At 44.7% G+C, this 13,578-nt stretch carries 15 protein-coding genes; all 15 read left to right on the plus strand.

Annotated elements, in window-relative coordinates; genetic code table 11:
• Positions 1–7: 7 nt before the first annotated feature.
• A complete protein-coding gene (locus tag QZ135_RS19055) occupies positions 8–958 on the plus strand; it encodes a site-specific integrase (protein WP_294612986.1) in 951 nt (316 codons plus the stop codon).
• Between the two features lie 375 nt (positions 959–1,333).
• Positions 1,334–1,708 (plus strand): hypothetical protein, encoded by a 375-nt coding sequence (locus QZ135_RS19060; RefSeq protein ID WP_294612988.1) that lies wholly within the window; start codon positions 1,334–1,336, stop codon positions 1,706–1,708.
• Positions 1,708–2,655, plus strand: coding sequence for a fimbrillin family protein (locus QZ135_RS19065; RefSeq protein WP_294612991.1), 948 nt, complete (start codon positions 1,708–1,710; stop codon positions 2,653–2,655). The genes QZ135_RS19060 and QZ135_RS19065 overlap by 1 nt, the downstream gene beginning before the upstream one ends.
• 67 nt (positions 2,656–2,722) lie before the next feature.
• A complete protein-coding gene (locus tag QZ135_RS19070; protein WP_294612994.1) occupies positions 2,723–3,727 on the plus strand; it encodes a hypothetical protein in 1,005 nt (334 codons plus the stop codon).
• A gap of 19 nt (positions 3,728–3,746) precedes the next feature.
• Positions 3,747–4,727: a fimbrillin family protein gene (locus tag QZ135_RS19075; RefSeq protein ID WP_294612997.1), complete on the plus strand. Its 981-nt coding sequence runs from the start codon at positions 3,747–3,749 to the stop codon at positions 4,725–4,727.
• 46 nt (positions 4,728–4,773) lie between these two features.
• Positions 4,774–5,799: a fimbrillin family protein gene (locus tag QZ135_RS19080; RefSeq protein ID WP_294613000.1), complete on the plus strand. Its 1,026-nt coding sequence runs from the start codon at positions 4,774–4,776 to the stop codon at positions 5,797–5,799.
• Positions 5,800–5,821: 22 nt separating this feature from the next.
• On the plus strand, positions 5,822–6,898 hold the full coding sequence (locus QZ135_RS19085; protein WP_294613003.1) for a fimbrillin family protein: 1,077 nt from the start codon (positions 5,822–5,824) through the stop codon (positions 6,896–6,898).
• A gap of 24 nt (positions 6,899–6,922) precedes the next feature.
• Positions 6,923–7,798, plus strand: a complete 876-nt coding sequence (locus QZ135_RS19090; RefSeq protein WP_294613006.1) for a fimbrillin family protein — start codon at positions 6,923–6,925, stop codon at positions 7,796–7,798.
• Between the two features lie 8 nt (positions 7,799–7,806).
• Positions 7,807–8,670 (plus strand): hypothetical protein, encoded by an 864-nt coding sequence (locus tag QZ135_RS19095; RefSeq protein WP_294613009.1) that lies wholly within the window; start codon positions 7,807–7,809, stop codon positions 8,668–8,670.
• A gap of 36 nt (positions 8,671–8,706) precedes the next feature.
• Positions 8,707–9,663: a fimbrillin family protein gene (locus QZ135_RS19100; protein ID WP_294613012.1), complete on the plus strand. Its 957-nt coding sequence runs from the start codon at positions 8,707–8,709 to the stop codon at positions 9,661–9,663.
• A gap of 7 nt (positions 9,664–9,670) precedes the next feature.
• On the plus strand, positions 9,671–10,720 hold the full coding sequence (locus tag QZ135_RS19105) for a hypothetical protein (RefSeq protein WP_294613015.1): 1,050 nt from the start codon (positions 9,671–9,673) through the stop codon (positions 10,718–10,720).
• 21 nt (positions 10,721–10,741) lie between these two features.
• Positions 10,742–11,893, plus strand: a complete 1,152-nt coding sequence (locus QZ135_RS19110; RefSeq protein ID WP_294613018.1) for a DUF4906 domain-containing protein — start codon at positions 10,742–10,744, stop codon at positions 11,891–11,893.
• Positions 11,894–11,900: 7 nt separating this feature from the next.
• Positions 11,901–12,335 (plus strand): hypothetical protein, encoded by a 435-nt coding sequence (locus tag QZ135_RS19115; RefSeq protein ID WP_294613020.1) that lies wholly within the window; start codon positions 11,901–11,903, stop codon positions 12,333–12,335.
• A gap of 142 nt (positions 12,336–12,477) precedes the next feature.
• Positions 12,478–13,251, plus strand: a complete 774-nt coding sequence (locus QZ135_RS19120; RefSeq protein ID WP_294613023.1) for a PDDEXK nuclease domain-containing protein — start codon at positions 12,478–12,480, stop codon at positions 13,249–13,251.
• 118 nt (positions 13,252–13,369) lie between these two features.
• The coding region (locus QZ135_RS19125) for a hypothetical protein (protein ID WP_294613027.1) at positions 13,370–13,578 on the plus strand (209 nt) is incomplete at its 3' end.

The following is a 13,578-nucleotide window of genomic DNA, read 5'->3' on the forward strand; positions in this document are numbered from 1 at the left end:
TATAATTATGAAACAAAACAGTTTAACCGGCTTCATGAATGAAGTCATTGTAGAGTTGCAGCAAGAAGGCCGTTTTGCTACTGCTAATATTTACAAGTATGCCTTGCGGGCATTTACGGAATCCATAGGAGATGGTGAAATCTTCTGGGGAGGTCTTAATAGATGGGCTTTGCGGCATTTCCAGGTTTTTATGGAAAATCAGCAAAAGAGTTACAATACTATCTCCACTTATATTCGTGCGCTGCGTGCGATTTATAACCGTGCGGTAGATCGTGGATTGGTGAAAGGTGAATTCCGCTTGTTTGCAAACTTGAAAACGGGAGTTGTTTCGGAAAAGAAACTGGCTGTCACGGCTTTGCAAATGCAAAAGCTCGTGCATACACCCCAAAAACGGCAACTTCCGCCGAAAGTGCGCCAAGCACAAGATATCCTCTCGTTGATGGTGCTTCTGCAGGGAATGCCTTATACCGACTTGGCACATTTGCATAAAGGCGATCTGAATGGTGATTTGCTGACTTGCCATCGTCAGAAGACGGGGACGGAACTCTGTGTGAAGGTGCTTCCCGAAGCGATGGAGTTGATTGAACGCTATCGTAATCGTGAAGCATGTTCTCCTTATCTCCTTAATCTTCTTAGTGGTGCTAACTCAGAAAAAGAGGCTTTCGAAGAATATCAGAGGAAACTTCGTGAGCTGAACTTACAGTTATCTAAACTTCCCGCATTGTGTGGGGTGGAAGGTGTAAAAGTCAGTTCATATACCGCCCGCCATACATGGGCTACACTTGCTAAGTACTGTCAAGTACCGGAGGAAGTCATTTCCGAAGGGTTGGGACATTCTTCATTGGAAGTCACCCGCACATATCTGAAAAGTTTTGGAGGCGATGAACTTGAGAAAGCCAATCGGATAATAATTGATTACATATCTACCGGGAATAAGAATGTGTGGAGTAGAGCTTAAGTTTTCTGTTACTTCGTAAGTAACGGAATGCAGAGCGCATTACTTCGTAAGTAACAGATACGTAATCTTGCTGCAAAGATATTAAAATTTTGATAAAAACAAATTATAAAAAATAATTTTAGATAATATTTAACTGAAAACACGACTCCAATAACCAAGACAGACAGTAAATCGACATATCACCGCCTTCTCGGCTATGAGAACACACAGTATTCTCCCTATCCACGTTTTACCTTTTACATGGACCTGTGATATTCTACGCTCTATTCTCACGTGATTTCAACTTAAGATGCCCGCCGTGTTCCTATAACGCTTTATATTTTCCGTATTTGCGTGCTTCTGTTACTTACGAAGTAACGGTTAAAACAAACAATTATGCTCACACAACTGACACAAACAGCTATCGCCGTATTATACGACATTTATGCTGGTGGCAAACCATATCGCACAGCACAATTAACCATTGCGCCGCAAGAATTGATTGACATTCTCACAAAGTTTGAGATGGCCAGATTGGTTCGTCGTAAAGAAGTTCCGTCGTCCGGGCTTCTGGCTTCGTATGAGCTGACCTGTTCTTATACGGATATATCTCTACTAAATATATTGGAAGCTCTCGACGAGCATCTGAATTGCAATCATCCTACTAAGGAGAAGATGTATCTGCAATACCGTGCTGCTGCCCATCGCTTGGGAGTCATCAACCAGATGACCCGACTTTATTTATCTGAAATCAAGCTGATCGATTTATAATGAAAAGGAATTTACCCATCATTCTCGGCAAGCTTTGTGGCGTGCTGCTTCCGCTACTTCTTGTTGCGACTACCTTCACCGGTTGTGCCAAACACTCGTCCGAAGATGCACCCGATCCTGTGCCTATCCGCCTCTATGCAGGTATTCATACCCGTGCGGCGGTCGATGCCTTCGATGCCACTCCTGTATGCATTGCCTGTGGTACATCTTCCGGGCTTTATACTACTATTTGGGACGGCGTCGCTACGGCAAATGAGATTACTCTTACCCCAGTACGCTATTATCCCGAAGATGGTACATCGCTTTTTCTGCGTGGTTACTATCCCCCTGTACCGATGGCTGCCGATGGCACATTGACTTTTACCCTTACCGGAGACGAAGACCTTCTGCTCAGCGGTGAGCAAAATGGTTCTCTTTCTTCACCTTTTACTTCCGACAGTAAAGGGACGTTGGTTTACAACCATCTGTTGACGAAATTAAGTTTTGCCATTCATTTGGAGGGCGATGACATACCTTCCCTTCGTGTCCGTGCTCTGCAACTCAATGGTTTGGCAGGGCAAGTCACACTGGCTTTACAAACCGGTGCATTATCCTATGGTGATGCCACGGTTCCTGTGCCAATCTATTCGGCCACAGTTGATGCCGAAGGGCTTCCATTTACAGACGGAGTACTGCAACTTCCCGGTTATGCCTTGGTGCAACCTCAGTCCGACTTCACACTCGATATGGTGATTGCCGTTGACGATGACCGTTCCCATGATCTTGAATACCATGACTTGGCTATCAGCTTCGAGGGTGGTGGTGGCGAAGGCGGCATAGCCTATACGGTGAAAGTGGAATTGCCGACTCCCACATTTCCCGATCCTGTACCTGTCAGGGTTACCGCCACCATTGTGCCTTGGGAAGCAGGCGATTCCGGTAGCGGAGATATTCCCGGCTGGGAGTGAGGTATTAATAGTAACTACTATATAAACGAACGAATAAATTATTAATCATTTAATTAAGACGTAGAATATGAAAACAAAATTGAGTTTAGCTCTGCTAACCTTGTTGATTGCGGCAGGATGCAGTGAAAGTGACCAGAGTAATTTGCCGGATTCTCCTGTAAATGCAGTGCCCATCCGTATTGGTCAGAGCGTGAGTGCAGTGTCACGTGCAGTAGCTGAAACTGGAACCAGTGTGACTGCTACTATTTTGAGATGCGACGGTGATACACCTTCGAATTGGAGTGGATTTACTAAAGTAGATAAAAATGTTATTGATGGAGCTACAAAACAATTGACTGCCCGTGCCAGTATTTCGGCAGCCTCTTTCGTTGTAGGCACTACCAAAGAGATTTCATTGAATCAGGAACTTTATTATCATACGGATAATAACACCAATTCATTTGTTGCCGGTGTATCTCCTGCCGGTCAGGTTGCCGATGTCGGAACTGTTGTTACTTTTAGCCAGAAAGACGGTACGCAGGATGTCATGCATGCTCCGGCAATAACTGTAGGTAATGGAACCACTGCAGCAGAACCCCGTGATTTGAAATTTACCCATAAAACGACTCAATTGAATTTTGAGATTAAGCTGGATAAAGTGTCTGGTGGTGGCGAATGGAATGGTAAACGTATTGCCTTGAAGAGCATTGCTGTACAAGAAGCTGCTGTACCTCAATCTGTAGATGTTGCAAACGGTAATATTACTTGGAGTCCTGCGGCAACTTTGGCTGTTTCCGGCGTCACCGAAACTGTTATTGCTGAAACAGCCACTGCAGCGGGAAATCCGTTGATGATAAAGGAGGCTACTCAAGTACTGTTGGATGTGACTATTACAGTAGACGGTGCTGATAAACTTTTCAATAACATCCGTGTTGTCAACGGAGATTCCGATTTGACTACCACAACAGGTAAGTCTCATAAAATTACCCTTACTATTAAAGAACCTGCCAGTGCAGAAGGCGCTGTTAACATTACTACTACTGCTACCGTTACTCCGTGGGTTGCAGGTGATTCCGGTACTGCTGAATTATAAAATATTTAATTAATTACTCATGAGACGCTTTCACCTTTTGTTTCATTCTGTGCTGTCTGTTTCCCTGTGTTTTCTCGCAGCTTGTTCGTCCGACGTTTCTCTTCTTGTTGAAGAGGCTGTTCCGTTGGATTTGTGTGCCGGCGGGGATGCCCTGATTCAGACTTCCGTCACTCGTGCCGACAACCTGCCGGAAAAGGCTTTCGATGCTACCGTAATGCTTACCACGAGCAAAGGAGACTATTCCGGGCTTACGGCGAAGTATGAGGGAAGTTATGCAGTAACAGTCGGTACGGATGGTAGCGTCTCCTGGAAATTGCAAAACGGTGTGCAGCCGGTCTATCCCGAAACGGGTAGCTGGCTGTATGCTGTGGCAATTTCTCCGACAGGTGTTTCCGATGGTAGTGGTAATGTATCTTATACACTCACAGGCAAGGAAGATCTGCTGTATGCACCGGAAATACGTGGAAACAAGTGGGACGGTGACCGCTTTGCCGGGAATACCAACAACAGCTATGACAAGCCGTTGGAGTTCTCACATCTGCTGACCCGTTTGCAGTTGAAGGCTTGTAAGAAGCAGGCTGATGGCTTGGCAGTAAAGATTACTTGTGTGAAGGTAAACGAAGCGGAAAGTGCCGTGACATTACTATTGGCAACGGGTGTTCCTACATTCAGTGGCGCGAAAGGTCTTTCGCTACTTCCCGGTGAGGGTGGTACGGGCAAGGAAGTTCCATCCGATGGCACTACCATTGCATTGGGTGATCTGTTGCTTCCTCCATTGACTGCGGGCCATACCTATACATTGGATGTGGAAACATCAACGGGGACTTACCAGAATATTCCGATTGTCTTCTCCGGTGCTCCTGCGACTACAAAGTTTCAGGCGGGAGTTTCCCATGAAGTCACATTGACGTTATCTGACAATGAGTTAGGTATCTTGTCTGTGAAAGTAACTCCCTGGGAACTGGTATCGGTAGATGATGATCTGGACTTAGTTCCATAATAGCATGAACAAACGAACTGTTATGAATGATAAAAAGAAAATAATAATGAAAACCAAACAACTGATGAATCTCGCCCTTATTTCCGGTCTGTTGCTGACTGCCGGATGTGGCGATGATCAAAACACCGGAACTGCTGAAAACAACGACCCGGTGGAATTACGGATTTCTCCAAGAGTGACGCTGACACGCGGGGTAGTAGATGGTACTGCGTTCGCTGATGGTACTACTGTGGCGGTATATGCTGAGGGAGATGATTATACTACTGCTAAAGGTAATAATTATGCAAAATATAAGTATAGTAGCAGCGCTTGGAATAGTGACGGGTCTGATAAAATATATCTGACGAATGCAGAGGCTACGATTTATGCTTATTATCCTACTACTACTCTGTATAATACTACTAGTTTGACGATTCCTGTTACCCTCTTAGAAACTGAATCGGAAATCGCTGCCGTTGATAATATAAACGGTACTTCTATCGCTGCTGCCGCTGGTGAAGTAGATTGTATGTATGCAACGTCAGTTTCAAGTGTTACGAATAAATCAAACAAAACCACCCCTGTGCCATTGACCATGAAGCATGCTCTTTCTATGGTAAGTTTTCGTGTTTACAAAGCAGCCGATTATGAAGGTACAGGTAAGTTAACGAAGATTGTACTGAAGAATGTAGGTGACGGTACTACTTTAAGCAAAGGCGCAAGCCCGACAATGAATATTAAGAACGGTACAATTACGGAAGGTACTCCGACTGCTGCAACCTATACGCGTACTATTAAAGATGGTTACACATTAGAATCTACTACTAACGGTGCAGGTGCCAAAAAATTCAGTATCATGGTGCTTCCCATTTCTACTTCCATCGGTAATGATAAAATTCAAGCTACCTTCACCATTGATGGAGCAGAATACACAGTGAAATTGACAGCACCTACCGCTAATAGCGGTGCATGGCCTGCCGGAAAAAATCATCTCTATACAGTGAAATTAAGTGGTACGGAGCTTTCTTTGGGTACTATAACAGTGACACAATGGGAAGAAGTAGTCGGTAGTGCTAGTCTGGAAATTAAGTAATTTTATTAGTTTTATTTTATATATGAATAAACTCTCAATTTTTTACCTGTCCGTCTTTTGCACCCTCCTGCTTGCAGGTGGGTGTACAGACGCCGGTTGCCTGTCCGACACGGATATTCCTGTCTTTCTGCAACCTTCTTTCAGTACTGCCTCCAATGTCTCAACCCGCTCCATTGTGAATGAAACGGGCACAGTAACCGGACAGGTAAATAAAATAGGCGTTTACCTTACTCATACTGACGGGCATACCGCCTATGCCGATCCTGCTATGGTTTATACTACTTTTACTACCACAAACGGTACTACTTGGACCGGAGCAAAGAAACTCAACCTCCGTACCGAACAGGCACGCCTCTATGCTTGGTATCCAGTTGTCGGAACTGATGTTCCCACAGAATCCGGAACCACCCGGACCATACCTTTAACCTTACCTGCCGCGCAAACTTTTGATGGCACAAGCACCACTGCCTGTTCACAAACCGACTACCTCTACGGTTCGGCAAGCAATACTGCAGGTGATGCCACTGCCATCACTGTAAATGAAAGTAATGCCTCCCCAAACGTCTACCTGCAACACGCCTTAGCACAACTTGTATTCACTATCGAATACAAAGCCGGGCGCGTACCCGATAGCGAATATGACTATGTGAAAAGCATCAGCCTTACCACCGGCATGGGCGCAACCGTTTTCCGTGCTGCAAATGTAGCCGGCACCTTGGCACTGAATGACGGCACAATCACTCTTGCCACAGCAGCCACCATCACTTTTACAGCAACCGCAGGAACTTCCCAACTTCCGGGTAATATCGGTGCCCCGAAACCAGTAGCTTACGGATTGGTTGCTCCGAAAGCGAATGACGAAACTAATAGTAGCCCGATATCCCTGAACCTCGTATTGGGGCAAAAGTCTGCGTCAACCAACGACCGTACCCTGACCGCCGCCAATACCACCCTGTTTAAAGATGAGTGGAAGAAAGGGTATCGCTACACCTACAACTTGCAACTCGACAAAAATGACATCACTCTGAAAAGTGTTGAAATAAAAGGTTGGACAGAAGAGGATGGAGGTTCGCAGAACGTGCCGCCCGTTATAGAATAAATTGACGAAAGGAGAAACGAACCAATGAAGAAACAGATTTTAAATATACTGCCCTATATCGCTTCCGGTTTCCTGTTACTGGCATCCGGTTGCACCGACGAGCAATCGGGGATTCTGGTAGTGTCAGGCACTCCGCTTATCATTACTGCCGAGATTGGCACTTCCGCTTCCCCTTCATCTACAGATAGGCTGGGGGATGCTGCACCTGCCAATGACTACGATTTGAGTGCATTCAGAACCAACGACCAGATCAGCGTATCCTGCACCCGTAACTCCACCCTGCTGGCATCCTCCGGATATACCCTGAATGCAGAAGGTAGTTGGAAAGCACCTGTAGGTAGTGAATTGGGCTTTCTTCCTGCCGTGACGTATCGTGCTTCTTTCCCGGTCGGTTACGATGGCATCCAGGCAAGCCAGGAGAAAAAAGCGGATTTCCTGAAAAGTAACTACCTCCGTACGCCCGAAGTTCCTGTTTCGGGTGCTGAAGTGAAATTTACAGGCACGAATGCCTTCAATCATGAAAATGCAAAACTGACACTGAAGTTTACCGGTGTGAATACACTGCCTGTTTTTAGCCGGATGACCGTACAGGCAACCGGATTACGGACGGGCAGTAGTACGGCTGCTGAAAGTATCAATATGTTGCGCCCTGTCGATTCCGAATACATCTGGTGTGCGGTGATTTATCCGCGGGCTGCGAATACGGAAATTTTAATAACAGTAACAGATGCCTATGGTATCACTTATAAGGCTACTGTCCAATGTGCCATGGCAAAGGGCATTAGCTATACATATACACTGAAACTGCAAAATAATATTCTTGTTCCGGTAGGTCAGGCCGAAATAAAGGACTGGACGGTATCGGGCAGATATAATGGAAATTTTGATCCCTTTATTTAAAAGTAAGCATGATGAATAAGACTCATATATACACTAAGTACGCGGGTATCCGGTCGCAATTCCGGTTACTACTGTTGTTGATGGCAGGTGTATTTGCATCGTGTACACAGGATGGTACAGGCATCGCTACACCGTTGGAAGTATCTGCTGAAATCGGCAATCCCCAAACACGTGCGGACGACCCGCATCTATCGGATTATGATAAAAAGAAATTTGTGACCGATGATGTGATTAAAATATCAAAATCGGGAGCAACCGATGTCCGTTATAAACGGACGGCATCTGGAGGCTGGACCCCGTCTGTGTCCAATACCTCGATGACTACAACAGGAGGGGAAACTTTTACAGCCACTTTCCCAAATGATTTTTCAAGTATACTGGCAGATCAAAGCACACCTACTAATTTCTGGAAAAGTAACCGGTTGACCGCTACAGCTACCGCCACCGGAAACCGTGTCAGTTTCAGTTTTGCACCGGCTGCCTGTAAAATTACAATTATTGTAAGTTTTAAGGATAGTAATAGCGCTGGAAGTGCCACAGTTGCCGGAAAGGGACTCTGTAACGGAAATAAAACTACCGAAGAAACCATCACCTTATTGAAAACCTCCGAAGCTGTGAAACGCCATACCTATTCGGGTATCTTTTCACCAGACGCTGCCACTTCTTATCTTATTTCAGTAATGGCAAGCCCCTTTGGGACTGGTACTTATCAGGAAAAAGGTAACGAATTAACCTTTCAACCGGGATACGAATATCAATACACGTTTACCGGAACGAATGAGTTGATCCTTACCAGTGTGGTTGTGAAAGATTTTGTTGCGGATGGAAATTTCGGTATAGATGGTGAAGAGGATGCCGGCAATGCAACCTGACCGGTGTAACAAAGAAGAAAGGAAAAAATGATGAAAATGAAATATACAGATATCGTGTTGGCTTCCGTGGCAGCTCTCGTATTGTTTAGTTGTGACGGAGATGGTGTACCGGAACCGGGCACTGAGGGAGGTGCATTGCAGTTACGTTCGGTGGAGTTGTTCGATCCTTCGGTCACTCGTGCGCGGGGAGCCACCCAGTTGACTAAAATTGGTGTATATGTCACCGATTACGTGCACGCAGCACTGGCAACGAATGCCCAATCCGTGTACGAATTGTCGAATGGAACATGGAGTTCAGATACTCCTCCCAATATAACGGTGGCGGATGCGGACGCTCCCAATCGTTTATATGCCTTTGCTCCGTCGGATCTATCGGTCACAAATTCTTCTGTCGGTAATCATTCCATACCTGTTCAGGTGGTAGCAGACAATTTCAGTGCTTCCCGGCAGGTGGATTACCTTTTTGCCACCCCGCTGACGGCTACGGCTGCTTCCCGTGCGGTTACCTTCACCATGAATCATGCTCTGGCAAAGGTTAGTTTCCGGGTGTCGAAGTCTGCCAATGTACAGGAAACGCTGACTTTGAAGAAGATAGAACTGCTAAGTAGCACCAGCCGTTTGCAAATGGGTACGAGTGGTACTATGAATCTGAGTACTGGAACCCTGAACGGTCTGGCATCTACCAATTCCATCACTTTGGAAGGATCGGCAGTGCTGAGTACCTTGCAAAAAGACCCTAATGTCAGTTCTTTGGTAGCTCCTATGAGTGCTGCCGAAACCCGCCTTTCGTTCCGTCTTACAGTGGATGTTACCGGAGCAGACGGTACTACCTCCCGTTCTTTTGAAACGGCAGTTGTGGATGAAGTGCAATGGAAAGCAGGCTATCACTATGTCTATGCCATTACGGTGGACAAGATGGGCGGCAGCTTGACCAATGTAAAGATTGACGCATGGAAGAGTGATGCAAATCAGAATACGGGAATAGGAATATAAGTTACTTATGAGATATAGATTTATAAATTTAGCCTCCCATTTTCCGGTATTTTCCGGCCTCGTTTTGGGAATATTGCTGGCAGGATGCAGTGCCGGTGATGCAGTGCTGCCGGATACTGCTCCCGATCCGGAGTCGGGGGAGCCTGTGACATTGACGTTTGATATGTATAGTGCTTCGGTGACACGTGCCGATGCTGCTTCTACATCAGAAGATATGGCAATCGGCAAAATGTTCCGTATTTATGCTTTCACGGCAGGAAATGCGAATCTGGGAGCTCCGCTGGATAGTAAAAATTACACTGTTCAACCTGATGAAGCGACTCCTTCAAAACCCGGCAAGGCTACAGGCAGTCTGACCCTGTATCGTGGAACGTACGATCTTTATCTGGTATCTTACAATTCTTCTACCGAAGTGCCGGAGTTGGATAGCAGTGGAACATTTACCGTAAGTAACGGAAAGGACTTCATGTACACGAAGTTGGAAGGTATTGTAGTGCAACCGGATAAAACGGGAGACAATACCATGCTGGTGTCTCTGCCCAAACCTTTTACTCGTATGGGGGCGCAGGTGATAACCACTGTGAAGGCAAGAAACTCCATGCAACCGGTGACTCCTACAGCGTTGGTTGTGAATTACATCAAGGTGAGTGGTCTGTATGGGAATCTTGTTTACAAACTGAATAATACTTCCTGGGAAACGCCGACTACTACTGCCGATGCATCCTATTCTTTTGAAAAGTTCGATTCTAAAAATACGTTGGATTGGAATGTATATGATGCACGTACCAGTGATCCCGGTGTACTATTGCCCGTGTATGGGACACAAAAGATGAAGTTTGATGTAAACCTGACAGTAAAGTATAAAGATGGCGATGCGACAAAAAATTCTACCGATTCTTATTATGCCACTATTGAAAAGGCTTTATTGCCGGGTATGACGTACCAGTTTGATTTTTCACTGACATTTTACGGTGCAATTGTTCCTTCCGACCTTACACTTGCCATCCGTGAATGGACAACGTCCAATCTGACCGGTGAGGATTTGGGAAAAGATTGATCAAAAATACAGTGTATGCTTATGAATAAGATTATAACTCTTTTTTGTGTTGCTGCCATCTTCCTGTTTGTGGCTTGCGAATCTTCGGAACCGGTTGAGAATGAGAGTGGAGGACTTCGTATTTATTTGAGTCTGCCTCCGGCTTTGTCGGTAGATACCCGTGCCGGATCTATCGGTGGCGTTAGTATTAATGATGTGTGGGTGGTGCAGTTTGATGCAGATGGAAAGATGTTGCATGCTGTATGTTATGGCAGTACTAAGATTAGTGATTTTGGAACCAGCGGAGCACTTGTACAGGTAGAAACGGGTAACTTTTCGGATGTAAGCGGAACTTTCCGTATTATCGCAAATTTCGGTGAAAGCCAAAGTCAGTTGGTTGCTTTTTCTAAAAATACTAATGCTCAAAAAGCAGATTTGGAAGGTATCGTAATCAGCTATTCGAATTATAAAAGCCAGCAGAATTATCTGGTTTCGGATGACATAGAATTTAAAGGTACTGATACAAGTGGTAAAGCGGTTCTTCTGGCCGGTTTGAGCTATGCTTATAGCTGGATTGATGTAAAGTGGACGAATAAAGTGGCTTCTCCCGCACGATTCACCCTTCAATCAATAACGGCTTATAATCTACCTGAATCATTCGCTCTTGAAAGCCGTGCCGGAACAACTGTCGGTGCTTATCCGGCAGCAGATCAAATAACCAATACTTATCCGGTTGATACAGACGCCACCGATAATGGTCTTAGTGTAAATGGTACCTATACTTTCTATATGCCCGAAAATCTTCGCGGAGTAGGTTGCGGCAAATCTTTCCAAGAAAAGAACCTGAATAGTTATGGTCCTAAAGCCGATGGCAAGGCACCAACATTGGGAAGTGACGGCAAACCGGAGGCGGGTGGTGACCTGTCGAAATGTACCTATATTGATCTGGTCGGTTCGTATTGGTATAGTTATAGTGATGCTTCTCCGGATGCCACGAATCCCATTTCTGTCCGTTATCGTTTGTATCTGGGCGGCAATTTGGTGAATGATTACAATGTCCGGCGTGGTTACCACTATACAATTACTGTGCAGATCAGCGGTGCCAATAGCGGTGATGTGCGGGTAACCATTACCAATGGTAATGTGGTGGTGTTTGATAAGGTGGAGACTATTGATAAAGTAGTGGATTTTTAAAACCTGAATGGGATGTATGTGGGCCGGATTTGGTTCTACCGATATAAATATGATATATGAGCGGGTACAGCCCACATTTAATAATGTGATGTATTATGATGCGGCAACAGGAACTTTGGGTGACTTGACACAGAATGTAGCATGGGAATCAACTGCGGTGGGTTCCGGATATGTATATTTCGGAACACAAGCAGGCTCCGAAAGTGGAGATAAGGAAATTTTCTTTCCGGCCGTTGCTCTACGTGAAGCAGGCAGTGGAGAATATAGAGTTACGGTTAAAAACAATGCTGTTTTTTTGTGGTCTTCAACAAGTAAGCCTACTGGTTTTTTACATTATCAGATACAACCTGCCAGAGATATGGTTACTAAATATATACATATAGCTTGTGGTCATTCACCGAGTCCCGGTTTTGGTTTCTCTGTTCGTTGTGTACAGGAATAATATTCAAAAGAAGCCTTGGGTTTCTTTTATGATTCGCTCTTTGACATGCTGGAATAACGGAAAATAATTAGTACCTTTGTAAGACAATGTGTATGTTATCTATTTAATCAGTAGAATGTTGATTAACAAAAGAATAACTATAATGAATGAATCCGAAAATATAATATTGGAGAACAGTGCGTCCAATCCTCTTGCCACAGAGATAAAACAACTTATAGCAAGGAGTCGGCGACAGGTGGCTACTCAGGTAAATAGTGCTATTACATTGCTTTACTGGAATATAGGGAAGCGTATAAAGCAAGAAGTTCTGAAAGATCAACGTGCTGAATACGGTAAACAGATATTATCCAATCTGAGTAAAGAGTTGACAGTGGCTTTTGGGAAAGGATGGGGTGAACAACAGTTAAGGCATTGCATACGTTGTGCCGAAGTTTTTGTTGATGGGGAGATTTTATACACGCTGTGTATAGAATTGAGTTGGTCGCATATTCGTACACTAATGTTTATTGATGAGCCTTTGAAACGGGATTTTTATATTGAAATGTGCAAAATGGAACATTGGAGTGTGCGTCAGTTGAATAAACGCATTGATTCTATGTTGTATGAACGTACCGCTATCAGTAAGAAACCGGAGCAAACCATAGCTCATGATATCGAATTACTGCGTAAAGAGAAGCAACTGACTCCTGAAATGGCATTTCGGAATCCTGTTATATTGGATTTTTTAGGTTTGAATGATACTTATTCGGAAAAAGACCTTGAATCTGCAATTTTGGCTCATTTACAAAATTTCATCATGGAACTTGGAAGCGACTCAGGAATACATATCGCCCAGTATTTGACGGAATTACCTGATAAGAAGGTTTTAGAGGTTCAATTGAAGAAATCAATAAAGTTAGCAAAAGAAAGGTTGTAGTAAATCTGATGAAATAACATTGTTTTCCGTCCCGCCCCGTGTGCCGCAAGGTCCACGAGGTGGGACGGTTTGTTTTCCGGCGTTCCGGCTTTGAATTGATAATTAAAACAAAGAATATATGAAACGGATATTTGAAAGAAATATTTATTTGCTTTTGGGGCTTACAGCCCTATGTAGCGGTATTATCGGGTGTGATGACCGGATAGATGATTCGGTGCCTCCGGTGTCAGGACAAGAGTTGGTCACAGTACCTTTGAGTTTCGGCTTCGCCGAAGAATCATTTGGTGAGTTATACCGCAACGGCTCGCCGCAACGGCTCGCCGCAAC

The organism is uncultured Bacteroides sp. (assembly GCF_905207245.1).
In the GTDB taxonomy this organism is placed as follows: domain Bacteria; phylum Bacteroidota; class Bacteroidia; order Bacteroidales; family Bacteroidaceae; genus Bacteroides.